The following is a 16,881-nucleotide window of genomic DNA, read 5'->3' as shown; positions in this document are numbered from 1 at the left end:
AAATCGTGCAAACCCTTGGTTTGCCGCACCCCGAGAGCGAGGTGGATACAGCGCATCTTGTCAGGCGGATATGCTCGCTCTGTACAAAACGGCAAAAGGCCGGTGGCGTTCGCCACCAGCCATCAGCCGAACGTGAAACGTTGCGGCTGTAGACGCAAGAACCGAACTTACTTGAGCTCGACCTTGGCGCCTGCTTCTTCCAGAGCCTTCTTGGCAGCTTCGCCTTCCTCTTTGGAGACGCCTTCCTTGACCACGCCCGGGGCGCCGTCAACGACAGCCTTGGCTTCTTTCAGGCCCAGACCGGTCAGTTCACGAACGACCTTGATGACGTTCACTTTCTTGTCGCCGGTTTCGGTCAACATGATGGTGAATTCGGTCTGCTCTTCGACGACGGCAGCGGCAGCAGCCGGGCCAGCGGCAGCGGCAGCAGCGGCGGTCACGCCGAACTTCTCTTCCATCGCCTTGATCAGTTCCACCACTTGCATGACGGACATTTCGGATACGGCGTTGATGATGTCTTCGTTGGTCAGAGCCATGACTCTAGATTCCTATAACAGGGTGCGGCTTCAGGCCGCAAATAATAAGAAAGACTTGCAGGAAACGCAGCACGCGCGATTAGGCGGCGGCAGCTTCCTTTTGGTCGCGAATGGCGGCGAGGGTACGAGCCAGCTTGCTGGTAGCGCCCTGGATGACACTCATCAGCTGGGACACAGCTTCGTCGTAGGTCGGCAGAGTTGCCAGTACGTCGATCTGGTTAGCCGGAATGAGCTTGCCTTCGAACGCGGCGGCCTTGATCTCGAACTTGTCCTGACCCTTGGCGAAATCCTTGAAGATACGGGCGGCAGCGCCCGGATGCTCCTGGGAGAACGCGATCAGGGTCGGGCCCTTGAACGTGTCGTTGAGAACGTCGAAAGACGTGCCTTCAACGGCACGACGCAGCAGGGTGTTACGTACGACACGTACATAGACACCAGCCGCGCGGGCCTCTTTACGGAGTCCGGTCATGGCACCCACAGTCACGCCACGGGCATCGGCCACGACAGCGGACAGGGCACCTTGGGCAGCCTCGTTGACTTCAGCGACGATAGCCTTCTTGTCTTCGAGTTTGATTGCCACGGGTTTAACTCCTGGATGTTACCGTTTCGCCCGATGGACTGGGCGGCGTTTTGGTGTCTGACTCGGTAACCGAATCGGGAGCACCATCTGCGTAGGCTAGGGTTTCCCCGGTTTAAGACCTGCGTCCCCTACGGTCTTGGACAGCCCCCGCCAGGCAGGGACCCCAATCTTGGCGCCGCGCCCGAAGGCACGGCGACTTGTATCTTGCTTAGGCTTCCAGGGAAGCCTGGTCGATCTGCAGACCTGGGCCCATGGTGGAGCTCAGGGTGATGCGCTTGACGTAGATGCCCTTGGAGGTCGAGGGCTTCAGACGCTTCAGGTCGGCCAGCAGAGCTTCAACGTTCTGCTTCAGCTTCACGGGCTCGAAATCGATCTTGCCAACGGAAGCGTGGATGATGCCGTTCTTGTCAGTACGGAAACGCACCTGACCAGCCTTGGCATTCTTGACGGCGGTAGCGACGTCCGGGGTCACGGTGCCAACCTTGGGGTTGGGCATCAGACCGCGCGGGCCGAGCAGCTGACCCAGCTGACCGACAACACGCATGGCGTCCGGCGAGGCGATGACCACGTCATAGTTCAGGTCGCCACCCTTCATCTCGGCAGCCAGGTCGTCCATGCCGACTCGTTCGGCACCGGCAGCCAGCGCAGCTTCGGCGTTGGCACCCTGGGTGAACACGGCAACGCGAACCGACTTGCCAGTGCCATTGGGCAGCACGGTGGCGCCACGAACGACCTGGTCGGATTTACGCGGATCCACACCCAGGTTCACGGAGACGTCGATGGACTCCTTGAACTTGATGGTGGACAGCTCGGCCAGCAGGGCTGCAGCTTCTTCGAAGCCGTACTGCTTGCCAGCCTGGATTTTTTCGGCGAAAGCCTTTTGACGCTTAGTGAGCTTGGCCATTACACGCCCTCCACATTCAGACCCATGCTACGAGCGGAACCGGCGATGGTACGCACGGCGGCGTCCATATCGGCGGCGGTGAGATCGGCATTCTTGGCTTTGGCGATCTCTTCCAGCTGGGCGCGGGTGACGGTACCGACCTTCTGGCTGTTGGGACGAGCGGAACCGCTCTTGATGCCGGCAGCCTTCTTGAGCAGCACGGAGGCCGGGGTGCTCTTGATTTCGAAGGTGAAGCTACGGTCGCTGTACACGGTGATGATCACCGGGGTGGGCAGACCGGGCTCCATGCCCTGGGTACGGGCGTTGAACGCCTTGCAGAATTCCATGATATTGACGCCGTGCTGACCCAGCGCCGGACCGACCGGCGGGCTCGGGTTGGCTTGAGCGGCTTTAACCTGCAGCTTGATGTAAGCCTGAATTTTCTTAGCCATGTGCTACTCCAATGATGGGTTCGACGCCCCGCAGGGCTCCCCAATTACTTGCTATATCCCAGTGACGACAAAACCCCGCAGCCTAGGCTACGGGGTGAGGGATGCGAACAACCTAGACCTTTTCGACCTGGCTGAACTCGAGCTCCACAGGGGTCGACCGACCAAAGATCAGTACCGCCACGTGGATGCGGCTCTTTTCGTAGTTGACTTCTTCGACAACGCCGTTGAAGTCGGCGAACGGACCGTCCACCACCCGAACCGTCTCGCCTGCTTCGAACAGGGTCTTCGGCTTGGGCTTGTCGCTGCTGTCGGAGACACGACGCAGAATCGCGTCCGCTTCACGATCAGTGATGGGTGCCGGCTTGTCGGCAGTACCACCGATGAAGCCCATGACGCGAGGCGTGTCCTTGACCAGGTGCCAGGTCCCTTCGTTCATCTCCATCTGCACCAGGACGTATCCCGGGAAAAACTTACGCTCGCTCTTGCGCTTCTGGCCATTGCGCATTTCCACCACTTCTTCGGTGGGCACGAGAATGTCGCCGAACTCGTCTTCCATTTCGTGCAGCTTGACGCGCTCGATCAACGAACGCATGACATGCTTCTCGTAACCCGAGTAGGCATGCACGACGTACCAACGCTTAGCCACGGCGAACCCTTTCAACCAACAATCGTGGAAACCAGCCAACCGAGCAGGGAGTCGAGCCCCCACAACAACAAAGCCATCACGAGCACCACAGCAACCACGATCAGCGTGGTCTGAGTGGTCTCTTGCCGGGTAGGCCAGACAACCTTGCGAATCTCGGTACGGGCGTCTTTCAGCAAGCCAAAGAAGGCTTGCCCCTTGGCGGTCTGCAGGGCAATAAAGGCAGCGACAGCTGCCAGCACCAACAGACCTACCACTCGATACAGGATGGACTGAGCAGCGAAGTAGTGATTGGCAACAACACCAATCGCCACCAGAACGACAACCACCAGCCACTTGAGCGCATCGAAGCGCGACTCTTTGGCTTCCGCCTTGATGCTCATTGCATGAATCCTGTAAGGAGTGCCAGATGGGAATCTGGCAGGCCAGGAGGGAATCGAACCCCCAACCTGCGGTTTTGGAGACCGCCGCTCTGCCAATTGAGCTACTGGCCTGTAACTTGAATCAGGCCGACCATTATGCCGACCTGACAGACCAAGATCAATCGATTACTCGATGATCTTGGCAACCACGCCGGCGCCGACGGTACGACCGCCTTCACGGATGGCGAAACGCAGACCGTCTTCCATCGCGATCGGAGCGATCAGGGTGACAACCATCTTGATGTTGTCGCCCGGCATCACCATCTCGACGCCTTCCGGCAGCTCGCAGTTACCGGTCACGTCGGTGGTGCGGAAGTAGAACTGCGGACGGTAGCCCTTGAAGAACGGGGTGTGACGACCGCCTTCTTCCTTGGACAGCACGTACACTTCGCACTCGAACTTGGTGTGCGGCTTGATGGTGTTCGGCTTGGCCAGAACCTGGCCACGCTCCACGTCTTCACGCTTGGTGCCACGCAGCAGCACGCCGACGTTCTCGCCAGCACGGCCTTCGTCCAGCAGCTTGCGGAACATTTCAACGCCGGTGCAGGTGGTCTTGACGGTGGCCTTGATGCCCACGATCTCGACTTCTTCCTGGATGCGGACGATGCCACGCTCGACACGACCGGTTACCACGGTGCCGCGACCGGAGATCGAGAACACGTCTTCGATCGGCATCAGGAACGGCTTGTCGATGGCACGCTCGGGCTCGGGGATATACGAGTCCAGGGTCTCGACCAGCTTGCGCACGGCAGAGGTACCCATTTCGTTGTCGTCGTTGCCGTTCAGCGCCATCAGCGCGGAGCCGATCACGATCGGGGTGTCGTCGCCCGGGAAGTCGTAGGTGTTCAGCAGATCGCGAACTTCCATCTCGACCAGTTCCAGCAGCTCGGCGTCGTCAACCATGTCGGCCTTGTTCAGGAACACGACGATGTAGGGAACGCCTACCTGACGGGACAGCAGGATGTGCTCGCGGGTCTGCGGCATGGGGCCGTCAGCAGCCGAGCAAACCAGGATCGCGCCGTCCATCTGGGCAGCACCGGTGATCATGTTCTTCACGTAGTCGGCGTGGCCGGGGCAGTCGACGTGCGCGTAGTGACGGATCGCCGAGTCGTACTCAACGTGGGAGGTGTTGATGGTGATACCACGAGCCTTTTCTTCCGGCGCGTTGTCGATCTGGTCGAAACCACGAGCGGAACCGCCCCAGGTGTCGGCACAGACTTTGGTCAGCGCAGCGGTCAGAGTGGTCTTGCCATGGTCAACGTGACCGATGGTGCCCACGTTCAGGTGCGGTTTGTTACGTTCAAACTTTTCTTTAGCCATCGACACTCTCTCCCTTCACGAATTGAGCAAAGCAATGCCGCCATTAAAACAAAGGCAGATATTTGCATATCTGCCTTTTTAAGATGGAGCTCATGAGCGGATTCGAACCGCTGACCTCACCCTTACCAAGGGTGTGCTCTACCAACTGAGCTACATGAGCGAAACATTTGCCAGTCAAACTGGAGCGGGTAGCGGGAATCGAACCCGCATCATCAGCTTGGAAGGCTGAGGTTCTACCACTGAACTATACCCGCAGAGCCTAAGCGCTCTAACAATCTGGTGGAGGGGGAAGGATTCGAACCTTCGAAGTCTGCGACGTCAGATTTACAGTCTGATCCCTTTGGCCACTCGGGAACCCCTCCAAAGTGAGACGGCATTTTCTTCATCTGCCCTCCCCTTGTCAAGGATCTTTTTAAAATCTCCTTAACAATCAATGCTTTCGCCTCGCTCGCTAGCGTTATCAGCGAAAGCGGGCGCAGTTTATGCAATCGTAGCGACCCATGCAACCCCAAGACGTAAAAAAAGCTTAAAAAACAAAGGCCGCCCTAGCGGCGGCCTTTGTTTGCAGACAACCAGCCCTGCTTACAGCTGGGGACCGGCGGCCAGGATGCCTTCGGATACGCCGGAGAACTTCTTGAAGTTCTCGACGAACTTGCCAGCCAGCTCGCGCGCCGCCGCGTCATAGGCAGCACCATCCTGCCAGGTGTCGCGAGGATTGAGCAGGACGCTGTCCACGCCGGGAACGGCAACCGGGACGTCGAGATTGATGACCGGGACATGGCGGGTTTCGGTACCGATGAGGGCACCGCTCTGAATAGCTGCGATGACCGCACGGGTAGTCGGGATGTTGAAGCGCTTGCCGACGCCGTAACCGCCACCGGTCCAACCGGTGTTGACCAGGTACACCTTGGAGCCGAAGCCCTGGATGCGCTTGATCAGCAGATCGGCGTATTCAGCCGCCGGACGCGGGAAGAAGGGTGCGCCGAAGCAGGTGGAGAAGGTCGACTTGATGCCAGGACCGGAACCCATCTCGGTCGAGCCGACCAGGGCGGTGTAGCCGGACAGGAAGTGGTAGGCCGCCTGCTCATTATTAAGGATGGATACCGGGGGCAGGACACCCGTGAGGTCGCAGGTCAGGAAGATGACCGCGTTGGGCTCGCCACCCAGGTTGTGCTCGGCGCGCTTGTCGATCAGTTCGCGCGGATAGGCCGCCCGGCTGTTCTGGGTCAGGCTGTCGTTGGCATAGTCAGGGTGACGGGTCTGGGGATCCAGAACCACGTTTTCCAGAACGGCGCCGAACTGGATGGCCTTCCAGATGACCGGCTCGTTCTTCTCGGACAGGTCGATGCACTTGGCGTAGCAACCACCTTCCATGTTGAAGACGGTGCCCACGCCCCAGCCGTGCTCGTCGTCACCGATAAGGTAGCGGCTCTGGTCGGCGGACAGGGTGGTCTTGCCGGTACCGGACAGACCGAAGAACAGGGTGACGTCACCCTCCTCGCCTACGTTGGCCGCGCAGTGCATCGGCAGCACGTCCTTTTCCGGCAGCAGGAAGTTCTGCACCGAGAACATGGCCTTCTTCATCTCGCCGGCGTAGCGCATACCAGCGATCAGCACCTTGCGCGCCGCGAAGTTGATGATGACGGTACCGTCGGAATTGGTACCGTCACGCGCGGGCTCACAGACGAACTCGGGCGCGTTGATGATCTCCCAGGCCGGCTTGGACTGTGGATTGTATTCGGCCGGATTGATGAACAGGCAGCGGCCGAACAGGTTGTGCCAGGCAGTCTCGGTACGCATGACGACGGGCAGGTAGTGCTCTACATCAGCGCCTACATGAACATGGGAGACGAATTGATCACGCTCGTCCAGGTAGGCGCTCACGCGCTCCCACAGCGGTGCGAACTTCTCCTCCGGAAAGGCACGGTTGATCGGCCCCCAGTGGATGGCATCGCGCGTGGAGGCTTCCTCGACGATAAAGCGATCTACCGGCGAACGCCCCGTGCGATGCCCCGTCTTGACGACCAGCGAGCCATTGGCGGCCAGCTCTCCTTCGCCACGTCGCAGGGACTCTTCCACTAACTGCGCGACGCTGATATCGGTATACACGTTGGCTTTCGTCATTTCGTTCCCCATGGCCCTGGGCCGTTCCTCATGCTTGTAGCTCTTACACGGCAGAACTACACGTTGCGGGATTATGCCAGAAAGCCTTCGGGCTTTTGCAACGGCTAGTGCCGGGTATTTCCCGGGGTTTGCGTGCCGCCGCCCGCAAAAATCTGCGCGATATCGGCAGCGTCGAATACCTGCTGTTCATTGCAAAACTGACAATCGACCCGAATTTGTCCGTCCTGTTCGTCGAGCAGGCTCTCGACGTCCGGCTGGCCCATGCTGATCAGGGCATTGGCCGCGCGGTCCCGGGAGCAGCTGCAGCTGAAGGCCACCGGCTGCTCGTCGAACAGGCGTACCTTTTCCTCGTGGAACAGGCGGTGCATGATCACTTCGTTGTCGAGACCCAGCAGCTCTTCGGCCGTGAGGGTATCGGCCAGGGTGACCACATGCTCCCAGCTGTCCTGGCGGGCCTGGGCATCCTTGATCCGCGACGGCGGCAATTGCTGGAGCAGCAGGCCGCGGGCGCGGCGGCCATCGGCGTTCAGCCAGAAACGGGTGGGCAGCTGCTCGGAGGTGGCGAAATAGCCGGACAGGCACTCAGCCAGATTCGCGCCCTCCAGCGGGACGATACCCTGGTAGCGCTGACCATGGCGCGGGTCGATGGTCAGGGCCAGAACGCCATCGGGCATGAGCTCGCTCAAGGAGGCGGATGCGGTGATCTCGGCCTCTTCGTAGCGTGCGATGCCGCGCACCTCGCGCTCACTGGAGCACTCGACCATGAGTAGCGGGATGGGACCGCTGGAGCGCGCCTGCAGCACCAGCAGCCCTTCGAACTTGAGGGTTCCACACAGCAGCGCGGCCGCCGCGAGCAGCTCCCCCAGTAGCTGGGCCACGGGCTCCGGATAGGCATGCTTGGCGAGGACCTCGACATAGCTGCGATCCAGGGTGGCCAGTTCGCCGCGGACATCGGTTTCGTCGAACATGAAACGTTGGGTGAAATCGTGGGAAGTCATGAGCTACCTATATAAGGAAGGAGGCCGCGAAGCGTGGCGTTCACGGCGCACGCCAGAACCGGCGAGCGGACCTGGCCATTGAGAGGCTCCGGCGAGCCGCGACGAACTCAGTCGTCGAACGGATGGACGTACTCGCGGAACTGATGGATCTGGCGCCGCTGCTTCTTGGTGGGACGGCCATCGGTCTGCACGCCGAGGTTGCCGGCCTTGCGGGCGGCCGCGGCCTGCTCGCGCGCCTTGAGGCTTTCCGGCGTCTCGGTATAGAGCTGCTGAGCCTCGGGCGCACCCCGGCGGTTCTGCGACAGGGCGACGATCACCACCGTCTTTTCGTCATAGCCCTGACGGATGGTGAGAACGTCACCGATGCGCGGCTCCTTGCTCGGCTTGCAGCGCTCGCCACGGCACTGGATCTTGCCGCCTTCCAGGGCCGCCTTGGCCAGCGCGCGGGTCTTGAAAAAACGCGCGGCCCATAGCCATTTATCGAGGCGCATCCGTTCTTCAGTGTGATCTACTGCATACATCGAATAAAAAGCCCCCTGTTGGGTCTTAGACTCTTCTCAAGAACTCTAAACCATCGGACCGACGCTGCAAGCGCGCCTCTGGAGAGCCATGACCACATTCTTTCCTTCCGATCTGACTGGCCAGACCCGCTGCACGGGATGCCAGCAGTCGGAACCCCTGGGCTTCGACTTCGACTTCGCCTATCAGCCCATCGTGGATCTGGGCCAAGGCGCGGTCTTCGCCCGGGAAGCACTGGTGCGCGGACCAGGCGGCGAAGGCGCGCTGTCGGTGCTCAATCAGGTGACTGACAGCAACCGCTATCGCTTCGACCAGCTTTGCCGCACCAAGGCCATCGCCACCGCAGCCGCCCTGGGCATGCAGGAGAGTCTGTCGATCAACTTCCTGCCCAACGCCGTCTACCGCCCGGAACTGTGCATTCGCAGTACGCTGGCTGCCGCGCGCGAGCATGGCTTTCCGCTGGAACGGCTGATCTTCGAGACAGTGGAAACCGAACACGTCGCGAGTGACCATCTGACGCACATCCTGCGCGAGTATCAGCAATTCGGCTTCAAGACTGCCATCGACGATTTCGGCGCCGGTCATTCCGGCCTGACGCTGCTGGCCGAATTCCAGCCGGACCTGGTCAAGCTCGACATGGCGCTCATCCGCCACATCGACCGGGATCAGGTGCGGCGGACCATCGTGCGCAACCTGATCGTCATGTGCCGCGAACTGGGTACCCAGGTGATCGCCGAAGGGGTGGAGACCGTGGCCGAACGCGATTGCCTGCGTGACCTCGGCATCGAGCTGATGCAGGGGTATCTGTTCGCCAAACCAGCCTTCAAACAGCTCATTGATCCGCAACATTTAGGCGGAGGCCACTGATTTCAAGGAGCAGCGATGAGCAATTCCGCCGAACCGGTCATTATCGGCCTGAGTGAATGGGTGGCCCTGCCCGATCTGGGCGTGGTGGGCCTGAGAGCCAAGATCGATACCGGCGCCAGTACCTCGGCGCTGCATGCAACGGAAGTCCAGCCGTTCATGCGCGGCAAGGAACGCTGGGTGAGATTCACCGTGCACCTGGGGACGCTGGTTCAGTCCCGTCATCGCCATTGCGAAGCCCCTCTGGTGGCGAAGAAGACCATTCGCAGCTCCAATGGCATCGCTCAGACGCGTTATGTCATCCGTACCCTGCTGGCCCTGGGCGAGTGCCAGTGGCCGGTGGAATTCACCCTGGCCTGCCGCAAGAGCATGCGCTATCGCATGCTGCTCGGGTCCAAGGCTTTGATCGATGGTGGCCTGCTGGTGAATCCGGCCGTCTCCTATGCGCAAGACAAACCCCAGTTGTCCCTTACTCCGGCTTCCGGTGCCCCATGAAAATCGCCGTCCTCTCGCGTAATCCCAATCTGTATTCCACCCGGCGCCTGGTCGAAGCCGGTGTCAGCCGCGGCCATGAGGTGGTCGTGGTCGACACCCTGCGCGCGTACATGAACATCGCCAGCCACAAGCCGCAGATCCATTACCGCGGCAAACCCCTGGAAGGCTTCGATGCGGTCATCCCGCGCATCGGTGCCTCGGTGACCTTCTATGGCTGCGCGGTGCTGCGCCAATTCGAGATGCAGGGTGTCTTTCCGCTCAACGAGAGCGTGGCCATCAGCCGTTCGCGCGACAAGCTGCGTTCCCTGCAGCTGCTCTCGCGCAAGGGCATCGGCCTGCCGGTGACCGGTTTCGCCCACTCGCCGGACGACGTGCCGGACCTGATCCAGATGGTCAACGGCGCCCCTCTGGTGATCAAGGTGCTGGAAGGCACCCAGGGTATCGGGGTGGTGCTGTGCGAGACCGAGAAGGCGGCCGAATCGGTGATCGAGGCCTTCATGGGGCTCAAGCAGAACATCATGGTGCAGGAATACATCCGCGAGGCGGGTGGCGCGGACATCCGCTGCTTCGTGGTTGGCGACAAGGTGATCGCCGCGATGAAGCGCCAGGCGGCGCCGGGGGAATTTCGTTCGAATCTGCATCGCGGCGGCACCGCCAGCCTGATCAAGATCACCCCCGAGGAACGCATGACCGCCCTGCGCGCGGCCCGGGCCATGGGTCTGAGCGTGGCCGGGGTGGATATTCTCAGATCCAATCACGGCCCGCTGGTGATGGAGGTCAATTCCTCGCCCGGCCTGGAAGGCATCGAGCAGACCACCGGCAAGGACGTGGCCGGGATCATCATCGAGTACCTGGAAAAGAACGCCGAACCGGGGCTGACGCGAACCAAGGGCAAGGGGTGACGGAGTCTGGGCGCGGTGTGTCGGGCTTCGCCAGCGCTCAGCCCAACCTACGCCGCGATAACGTCCCTTGTCAGCTGGCGCTGCGCGGGAGCAGCAGGCCCAGGGGCAACAGTACCCGGGCTTCCACCCCACCACCTTCGCGATTGCGCAGTTCGGCGCTGCCGCCGTGCTGCGCGGCGATGCGCTTGACGATCGCCAGGCCCAGCCCGGAACCGCTGACGGTGCGGGCACGATTGCCGCGGGTGAAGGGATTGAAGATGTCCTGCAGGTCCTTGGGATCTATGCCGGGACCGCGATCCATCACGCTCAGGGCGACATAGGGCGCCGTGGCGGAGCCCGCCACCTGCCCGACCACCTCGATACCGCCACCGCCGCCGTGGCGCAGGGCGTTTTCCACCAGGTTGGTCAGCAGCCGCTTGAAGGAGATGCGCCGCACCGGCAAGGGTGGCAGCACGTCCAGCATCAGCCGTACCCGCTCCTCCTCCTGGTTGTAGGGCGCCACCACCTGGCGGGCCAGCTCGTTGATATTGGTGAGCTCTTGCGGTTCGTCGCGGCCATCGCGGACGAAGGCGAGGAACTGGTCGAGGATGGCGTTCATGTCCTCGATGTCGCGGATCATGTCCTCGGCCTCTTCGCGCTCGGCCGGTGGCATCAGCTCCACCGCCAGGCGCAGCCGGGTCAGGGGCGTGCGCAGGTCATGGGAGACCCCGGCCAACATCAGCTCGCGCTCGCGGCCGGCCTGCTCGACGTCCTCGGCCATCTGGTTGAAGGCGTGGTAGACGTCCTGGATCTCGCTGGGTGCATCGGTTTCCGGCAAGCGCACGCTGCGGCCCTTGCCCAGCTCGCGCGCCGCGTTCACCAGGCGGCGCAGCGGTTGGTTGAGTTGCCGGACGAAGACCCAGGCGGCGCCGGTGGACAGCAGGCCGATGGCGAAAAACCAGCCCAGCACGCTCCAGATGTGCTGCCCGCGCAAGGGATGGGCCATGAGCGGGATCTTGATCCAGTCCGGCCCCAGGGAGGGCGCCAGGACCCACATGGCCGGACCATGCTGGACCCGCACCCGCACCTCGGTCTCCTCGCCCAGTTCCTGCTTCATCTGGCGCTCGAAGATCTCGCTGTAGGGCCAGTGGTATTCCCCGGCCGGCACGGTCTCGGGTGATTCGTAGCGCAGGCCGGCGGCCTGGGCGATGCGCGGCCGCTCGGTTTCCGGGGTGGCCCAGTAGGCACGGAGGGTCAGGGCCGCGCCGTGGCTGTACTGACGATCGACCAGAACGTCCTCATTGAGCAGCAGATAGACCAGGGTCAGCGCCTTGGAAAACAGCACCGCGAGCAGGACCATCCACAGCGAGCGGGCGAAGAAACTCTGGGGAAACCAGCCGGGCGCCTTCATTGCCCGGGCTTTCCGCGCAAAACGGCGCGAAAGCCATCACAACCTCCGGGGTTGCGGGGTCCAGATAGGCCACCCGAGACAGACACATTCGGATACATTTGCTCGTCCATTTCTTCCCTTCGACCTGGAGTTCTCTCGTGTCCGACATCTGCCAGACCGGCCTGGACATCGGCTTCGCTTCGCTCAGCTACGCGCAGATCGCCTTTCTCGGCGTGGTGCAGGGTATCACCGAGCTGCTTCCCATTTCGTCCACGGCGCACATGCGGGTGGTACCTGCCCTGCTCGGCTGGCACGATCCCGGCTCGGCCTTTTCCGCCGCCATGCAGATGGCGGCCCTGGCGGCGGTGATCAGCTATTTCTGGCGCGATGTCAGCGGCGTGACCCGCGGCAGCCTGGCCGCCGTGCGCCAGCGCAACTTCGACAGCCCGGACTTCCTGCTGGCGGTGATGATCGTGCTGGCAACCATTCCCATCTGCATCGCCGGCCTGCTGCTGGCGCCCCTGCTAAATGCCTGCGGCTCGCCGCTGCGGGGCCTCAGCGTCATCGGCTACGCCTGCCTGGCCATGGCCGCCCTGCTGGCGCTGGCGGAACGGATCTGCCGGCACAACAGAGACATCTCGCAGATGCGCCTGCGCGATGCGCTGATCGTGGGGATCGCCCAGGTCGGCGCGCTGATTCCGGGCGTGTCCCGCTCGGGCTCGACCCTGACCGCCGCCATGTTCCTCAATCTGCGTCGCGAGGAAGCCGCGCGCTTCTCCTTCCTGCTCGGCCTGCCGGCCATCGCCCTGGCCGGACTCAAGGAGCTGGTGGTGCTCTGGCACGCGCACATCCCGGCCGAGGCCTGGTCGCTGCTGCTGGTGGGATTGCTGGTGGCGAGCCTGTCGGCCTTTGCGGCGATCTGGGGGCTCATGCGCTTCCTGGAGCGCTTCTCGACCTGGCCCTTCATCATCTATCGCGCGCTGCTGGGGATCTTCCTGCTGGTCGGCGTGCATCAAGGCCTGTTCGCCTGAGCCACCCCCTAGCCGGGGCGCGATGCCCCGGCTACCCGCCTTACTTGCCGGCGCCGTCCGGCACGAAGACGTAGCCCACGCCCCAGACGGTCTGGATATAGCGCGGCTTGGACGGATCGGGTTCGATCATCCGGCGCAGGCGCGAGATCTGCACGTCGATGGAGCGCTCCAGGGCATCCCATTCGCGACCGCGGGCCAGATTCATCAGCTTGTCGCGGGTCAGCGGCTCGCGGGCGTGGTCGACCAGTGCCTTGAGCACGGCGAATTCGCCGGTGGTGAGCATGTGGGTCTCTTCGCCGCGCTTGAGTTCGCGGGTGGCCAGGTGCAAGGCGTAGTCGCCAAAGGTCACCACCTCGTCGGTACCGGCAGGAGCACCGGGTACCACCGGGGCCTGACGGCGCAGCACGGCCTTGATCCGGGCTACCAGCTCCAGCGGGTTGAAGGGTTTGGCCAGGTAATCGTCAGCGCCCTGGTCGAGACCCTGGATGCGGCTGCCTTCGTCGCCCTTGGCGGTCAGCATGATGATGGGAATGCGGTTGCCGCTCTCGCGCAGTCGACCGCAGGCGGACAGGCCGTCTTCGCCAGGCATCATCAGGTCCAGCACGACCAGGTTGAAGACCTCGCGGGCCAGCAGGCGGTCCATCTGTTCGGCACTTTCGACCGTGCGTACGCGATAACCCTGTTCGGCCAGAAAACGCTCCAAGAGGCGGCGCAGCCGGGCGTCGTCGTCGACGACCAGGATCTTTTCACCTTCCGGGGCAACGGGGGTGCTCATAATATCTCCTTGTGATCTAGCACTGGATTATGCCGTAGGCCATCCGACCGCGGCATTGGGCCATTGTTAGCAGATTTTGCCCACGCTGGGGCGGCGGTGCCGGCACGGGAGGCAGGGCTCCGGCGGGCTCGGGTATACTGCGGCCCGCTTTTTCTCGTGCAAGCCAGGTAGCCCGATGGATATCAATAGCCGCATCGCCGAAGAGCTCGGCGCCCGCCCGCAACAGGTCGCCGCCGCCGTGGCCCTGCTCGACGAAGGGTCGACCGTGCCCTTCATCGCCCGTTATCGCAAGGAAGTCACCGGCAGCCTGGACGACACCCAGCTGCGTCATCTCGAAGAGCGGCTGCGCTATCTGCGCGAGCTGGAAGACCGCCGCGGCGCGGTGCTGGCCTCCATCGAGGAGCAGGGCAAGCTGACTCCCGAACTGGCCCGCGAGATCAATCTGGCCGACACCAAGACGCGCCTGGAAGACCTCTACCTGCCCTACAAGCAGAAGCGCCGCACCAAGGGCCAGATCGCCCTGGAAGCCGGCCTGGGCCCGCTGGCCGACGCCCTGCTGCAGGATCCGACGCTGACCCCGGAGACCGAGGCGGCCGCCTACGTCGATGCGGACAAGGGCGTGGCGGACACCAAGGCCGCCCTGGAAGGCGCCAAGTACATCCTCATGGAACGCTTCGCCGAGGACGCCAACCTGCTGGCGCGACTGCGCGGCGTTCTGCAACAGGACGCCATCCTCAGCGCGCGCCTGGTGCCGGGCAAGGAGACCGAAGGCGCCAAGTTCAGCGACTACTTCGAGCATGACGAGTCCTTCAAGGCGGTGCCGTCGCATCGCGCCCTGGCGATCTTCCGGGGCCGCAACGAAGGCATCCTCAGCGCCGCGCTCAAGCTCGGCGAAGAAGGCCCGGGCATCGCCCATCCCTGCGAAGGATTGATCGCCGCGCACTTCGGCCTGAAGAACCAGGGCCGCGCCGCGGACAAATGGCTGGCCGAGGTGGTGCGCTGGACCTGGAAGGTCAAGCTCTATACCTCCCTGGAAACCGATCTGCTCGGCGAGTTGCGCGAAAAGGCCGAGGAAGAGGCCATCGCGGTCTTCGCCCGCAACCTGCACGATCTGCTGCTCGCCGCGCCGGCCGGTCCGCGCACCACCCTGGCGCTGGACCCGGGTCTGCGCACCGGCTGCAAGGTCGCCGTGGTGGATGCCACCGGCAAGCTGCTGGCCACCGACACGGTCTATCCCCATGCGCCGCGCAATCAGTGGGACCAGACCCTGGCCACCCTCGGCGTGCTCTGCACCAAGCATGGTGTGGACCTGATCGCCATCGGCAACGGCACCGCCAGCCGCGAGAGCGACAAGCTGGCCGGCGAGCTGATCAGCAAGTACCCGGGCCTGGGCCTGACCAAGGTGATGGTCAGCGAAGCCGGTGCCTCGGTGTACTCGGCATCGGAACTCGCCGCCCGGGAATTCCCCGACCTGGACGTCTCCCTGCGTGGCGCCGTGTCCATTGCCCGCCGCCTGCAGGATCCGCTGGCCGAGCTGGTGAAGATCGAGCCCAAGTCCATCGGCGTCGGCCAGTACCAGCACGATGTTTCCCAGCTCAAGCTGGCGCGCAGCCTGGATGCCGTGGTGGAAGACTGCGTGAACGCCGTGGGTGTGGACGTGAATACCGCCTCCGCCGCCCTGCTGGCGCGGATCTCCGGTCTCAACGCGACCCTGGCGCAGAACATCGTGCAGTTCCGCGACGCCAATGGTGCCTTCGCCACCCGCGAGGCGCTGAAGAAGGTGCCGCGCCTGGGCGAGAAGACCTTCGAGCAGGCCGCTGGCTTCCTGCGCGTCATGAGCGGCGCCAATCCGCTGGATGCCTCGGCGGTGCACCCGGAGACCTATCCGCTGGTGCAGCGCATCGCGGCCGACACCGGCCGTGACATCCGCTCGCTGATCGGCGACTCGGCCTTTCTCAAGCGCCTGGATCCGAAGAAATTCACCGACGAGAGCTTCGGCCTGCCGACGGTGACCGATATCCTCCAGGAACTGGACAAGCCCGGTCGCGACCCGCGCCCGGAATTCAAGACCGCGGTGTTCCAGGACGGCGTGGAGAAACTCTCCGACCTCAAGCCCGGCATGGTGCTGGAGGGCGTCATCACCAACGTCACCAACTTTGGCGCCTTCGTCGACATCGGCGTGCACCAGGACGGCCTGGTGCACATCAGTGCGCTGTCGGAGAAATTCGTCAAGGACCCCTATGAGGTGGTCAAGGCGGGCGACATCGTCAAGGTCAAGGTGATGGAGGTGGACGTGCCGCGCAATCGCGTGGGCCTGTCCATGCGCATGGGCGACACTCCCGGCGAGAAGGTCGACGGCAAGCCCGGCGGTCAGGCCCGCGGCAACGGTGGCAAGCCCCGCGCCGACAAGGGCGCACCGCGTCAGAATCAACCGGCTCCGGCCAACCAGGCCATGGCGTCGCTGTTCGCCAATGCCAAGCAACTGAGGAAATAGCTATGAGCGGATCTCTCGCAGGCAAGGACAGCGCCTTCAGCACCCTGCTGGGCATGACCATCCACAAGGCGGAGGGTGGCGAGTCCGAGGTGCGCATGAGCGTGCAGGACAGGCTCATCAACCTGCACGGCAAGCTCCACGGCGGTGCCATCTTCTCGCTGATCGACACGGCCCTGGGCCAGGCCAGTCACAGTCTGTTCGACGGCCAGGCCGGCAGCGTGACCCTGGAGTGCAAGGTCAACTACGTGCGTGGCGTCAGCGACGGCGAACTGGTCTGCCGCGCCCGGGTGATCCATCCGGGGCGCAAGACCCATGTGCTGGAGGCCCAGGTGCATCAGGGCGACAAGCTGATCGCCCTGGCCCAGGCGACCTTCGCCTGTCTGTGACCGGCCAGAGCGGGCGGCAGCGAAGCGGCGCATATCGCCCTTTGCCGCTGCCTGAGCTACGCTGGGAGACAACTGAGCGGGTTGCGGT

18 protein-coding genes and 4 tRNA genes are annotated in these 16,881 nt (G+C 63.0%); 6 read left to right on the top strand and 16 right to left on the bottom strand.

Annotation, left to right across the window (positions count from 1 at the left end; translation table 11 throughout):
- Positions 1-167: 167 nt before the first annotated feature.
- From rplL to QE444_RS04660, 14 genes are all read right to left on the bottom strand, one after another.
- Positions 168-536 (bottom strand): 50S ribosomal protein L7/L12, encoded by a 369-nt coding sequence (rplL, locus tag QE444_RS04725; protein WP_059316466.1) that lies wholly within the window; start codon positions 534-536, stop codon positions 168-170.
- A 79-nt stretch (positions 537-615) separates the two neighbouring features.
- Positions 616-1,116, bottom strand: a complete 501-nt coding sequence (rplJ, locus tag QE444_RS04720; RefSeq protein ID WP_017641868.1) for a 50S ribosomal protein L10 — start codon at positions 1,114-1,116, stop codon at positions 616-618.
- 208 nt (positions 1,117-1,324) lie between these two features.
- Positions 1,325-2,020: a 50S ribosomal protein L1 gene (gene rplA, locus QE444_RS04715; RefSeq protein ID WP_133860555.1), complete on the bottom strand. Its 696-nt coding sequence runs from the start codon at positions 2,018-2,020 to the stop codon at positions 1,325-1,327.
- Positions 2,020-2,451 carry a 50S ribosomal protein L11 gene (gene rplK / locus QE444_RS04710; protein ID WP_133860554.1) on the bottom strand — a complete coding sequence of 144 codons (432 nt, stop codon included), beginning with the start codon at positions 2,449-2,451 and terminating at the stop codon, positions 2,020-2,022. The genes rplA and rplK overlap by 1 nt, the downstream gene beginning before the upstream one ends.
- 112 nt (positions 2,452-2,563) lie before the next feature.
- Positions 2,564-3,097, bottom strand: coding sequence for a transcription termination/antitermination protein NusG (gene nusG, locus QE444_RS04705; RefSeq protein WP_026083932.1), 534 nt, complete (start codon positions 3,095-3,097; stop codon positions 2,564-2,566).
- Between the two features lie 11 nt (positions 3,098-3,108).
- On the bottom strand, positions 3,109-3,477 hold the full coding sequence (gene secE, locus QE444_RS04700) for a preprotein translocase subunit SecE (RefSeq protein WP_133860553.1): 369 nt from the start codon (positions 3,475-3,477) through the stop codon (positions 3,109-3,111).
- Between the two features lie 35 nt (positions 3,478-3,512).
- Positions 3,513-3,588 (bottom strand) — tRNA-Trp (locus QE444_RS04695).
- 54 nt (positions 3,589-3,642) lie between these two features.
- Positions 3,643-4,836, bottom strand: a complete 1,194-nt coding sequence (tuf, locus tag QE444_RS04690; protein WP_133860552.1) for an elongation factor Tu — start codon at positions 4,834-4,836, stop codon at positions 3,643-3,645.
- 84 nt (positions 4,837-4,920) lie between these two features.
- A tRNA-Thr gene (locus QE444_RS04685) sits at positions 4,921-4,996 on the bottom strand.
- Positions 4,997-5,016: 20 nt separating this feature from the next.
- A tRNA-Gly gene (locus tag QE444_RS04680) sits at positions 5,017-5,090 on the bottom strand.
- A gap of 23 nt (positions 5,091-5,113) precedes the next feature.
- Positions 5,114-5,198 (bottom strand) — tRNA-Tyr (locus QE444_RS04675).
- A 220-nt stretch (positions 5,199-5,418) separates the two neighbouring features.
- Entirely contained in the window at positions 5,419-6,960 is a 1,542-nt protein-coding gene (locus QE444_RS04670; RefSeq protein WP_133860551.1) for a phosphoenolpyruvate carboxykinase, read from the bottom strand.
- Positions 6,961-7,064: 104 nt separating this feature from the next.
- A complete protein-coding gene (hslO, locus tag QE444_RS04665; RefSeq protein ID WP_309737445.1) occupies positions 7,065-7,958 on the bottom strand; it encodes an Hsp33 family molecular chaperone HslO in 894 nt (297 codons plus the stop codon).
- 107 nt (positions 7,959-8,065) lie between these two features.
- Positions 8,066-8,449 carry an RNA-binding S4 domain-containing protein gene (locus QE444_RS04660; protein WP_133860549.1) on the bottom strand — a complete coding sequence of 128 codons (384 nt, stop codon included), beginning with the start codon at positions 8,447-8,449 and terminating at the stop codon, positions 8,066-8,068.
- A 118-nt stretch (positions 8,450-8,567) separates the two neighbouring features.
- Here QE444_RS04660 and QE444_RS04655 point away from each other — a divergent pair, with 118 nt between their 5' ends.
- The 3 genes from QE444_RS04655 to rimK are packed head-to-tail and all read left to right on the top strand — an operon-like array spanning position 8,568 to position 10,738.
- Positions 8,568-9,344, top strand: coding sequence for an EAL domain-containing protein (locus QE444_RS04655; protein ID WP_133860548.1), 777 nt, complete (start codon positions 8,568-8,570; stop codon positions 9,342-9,344).
- Between the two features lie 15 nt (positions 9,345-9,359).
- Positions 9,360-9,836, top strand: coding sequence for an ATP-dependent zinc protease (locus tag QE444_RS04650; RefSeq protein ID WP_027598255.1), 477 nt, complete (start codon positions 9,360-9,362; stop codon positions 9,834-9,836).
- Positions 9,833-10,738, top strand: coding sequence for a 30S ribosomal protein S6--L-glutamate ligase (gene rimK, locus QE444_RS04645; RefSeq protein WP_027598254.1), 906 nt, complete (start codon positions 9,833-9,835; stop codon positions 10,736-10,738). Before QE444_RS04650 ends, rimK begins: the two co-directional genes overlap by 4 nt.
- A gap of 70 nt (positions 10,739-10,808) precedes the next feature.
- On the opposite strand, the gene QE444_RS04640 is transcribed toward rimK, so the two are convergent.
- Complete coding sequence (locus tag QE444_RS04640) at positions 10,809-12,128, bottom strand: ATP-binding protein (protein ID WP_133860547.1); 1,320 nt, start codon at positions 12,126-12,128, stop codon at positions 10,809-10,811.
- Positions 12,129-12,265: 137 nt separating this feature from the next.
- Between QE444_RS04640 and uppP the strand changes: the two genes are divergently transcribed.
- On the top strand, positions 12,266-13,138 hold the full coding sequence (gene uppP, locus QE444_RS04635) for an undecaprenyl-diphosphatase UppP (protein ID WP_133860546.1): 873 nt from the start codon (positions 12,266-12,268) through the stop codon (positions 13,136-13,138).
- A 40-nt stretch (positions 13,139-13,178) separates the two neighbouring features.
- Here uppP and ompR read toward each other — a convergent pair whose 3' ends face one another.
- On the bottom strand, positions 13,179-13,913 hold the full coding sequence (gene ompR / locus QE444_RS04630) for a two-component system response regulator OmpR (RefSeq protein ID WP_027598251.1): 735 nt from the start codon (positions 13,911-13,913) through the stop codon (positions 13,179-13,181).
- Between the two features lie 175 nt (positions 13,914-14,088).
- On the opposite strand from ompR, the gene QE444_RS04625 reads away from it, so the two are divergent.
- Positions 14,089-16,407, top strand: coding sequence for a Tex family protein (locus tag QE444_RS04625; protein ID WP_187980948.1), 2,319 nt, complete (start codon positions 14,089-14,091; stop codon positions 16,405-16,407).
- A 2-nt stretch (positions 16,408-16,409) separates the two neighbouring features.
- Positions 16,410-16,793 (top strand): PaaI family thioesterase, encoded by a 384-nt coding sequence (locus tag QE444_RS04620; RefSeq protein WP_052504088.1) that lies wholly within the window; start codon positions 16,410-16,412, stop codon positions 16,791-16,793.
- Positions 16,794-16,881: the final 88 nt, after the last annotated feature.

Origin of the sequence: Pseudomonas sp. SORGH_AS_0199, assembly GCF_031453735.1 — a bacterium.
GTDB lineage: Bacteria > Pseudomonadota > Gammaproteobacteria > Pseudomonadales > Pseudomonadaceae > Chryseomonas > Chryseomonas aestiva.
Note: the sequence above shows the minus strand (reverse complement) of the source record. Positions and strands in the feature narration are given on the sequence as shown.

What these genes read in the sequence shown, in the direction of transcription:
- rplA (WP_133860555.1), bottom strand. Translation starts at nt 2,020, where the DNA reads ATGGCCAAGCTCACTAAGCGTCAAAAGGCTTTCGCCGAAAAAATCCAG.
- QE444_RS04620 (WP_052504088.1), top strand. Translation starts at nt 16,410, where the DNA reads ATGAGCGGATCTCTCGCAGGCAAGGACAGCGCCTTCAGCACCCTGCTG.
- QE444_RS04640 (WP_133860547.1), bottom strand. Translation starts at nt 12,128, where the DNA reads ATGAAGGCGCCCGGCTGGTTTCCCCAGAGTTTCTTCGCCCGCTCGCTG.
- QE444_RS04660 (WP_133860549.1), bottom strand. Translation starts at nt 8,449, where the DNA reads ATGCGCCTCGATAAATGGCTATGGGCCGCGCGTTTTTTCAAGACCCGC.
- rplL (WP_059316466.1), bottom strand. Translation starts at nt 536, where the DNA reads ATGGCTCTGACCAACGAAGACATCATCAACGCCGTATCCGAAATGTCC.
- tuf (WP_133860552.1), bottom strand. Translation starts at nt 4,836, where the DNA reads ATGGCTAAAGAAAAGTTTGAACGTAACAAACCGCACCTGAACGTGGGC.
- hslO (WP_309737445.1), bottom strand. Translation starts at nt 7,958, where the DNA reads ATGACTTCCCACGATTTCACCCAACGTTTCATGTTCGACGAAACCGAT.
- secE (WP_133860553.1), bottom strand. Translation starts at nt 3,477, where the DNA reads ATGAGCATCAAGGCGGAAGCCAAAGAGTCGCGCTTCGATGCGCTCAAG.
- rplK (WP_133860554.1), bottom strand. Translation starts at nt 2,451, where the DNA reads ATGGCTAAGAAAATTCAGGCTTACATCAAGCTGCAGGTTAAAGCCGCT.
- QE444_RS04625 (WP_187980948.1), top strand. Translation starts at nt 14,089, where the DNA reads ATGGATATCAATAGCCGCATCGCCGAAGAGCTCGGCGCCCGCCCGCAA.
- rimK (WP_027598254.1), top strand. Translation starts at nt 9,833, where the DNA reads ATGAAAATCGCCGTCCTCTCGCGTAATCCCAATCTGTATTCCACCCGG.
- QE444_RS04670 (WP_133860551.1), bottom strand. Translation starts at nt 6,960, where the DNA reads ATGACGAAAGCCAACGTGTATACCGATATCAGCGTCGCGCAGTTAGTG.
- QE444_RS04650 (WP_027598255.1), top strand. Translation starts at nt 9,360, where the DNA reads ATGAGCAATTCCGCCGAACCGGTCATTATCGGCCTGAGTGAATGGGTG.
- ompR (WP_027598251.1), bottom strand. Translation starts at nt 13,913, where the DNA reads ATGAGCACCCCCGTTGCCCCGGAAGGTGAAAAGATCCTGGTCGTCGAC.
- QE444_RS04655 (WP_133860548.1), top strand. Translation starts at nt 8,568, where the DNA reads ATGACCACATTCTTTCCTTCCGATCTGACTGGCCAGACCCGCTGCACG.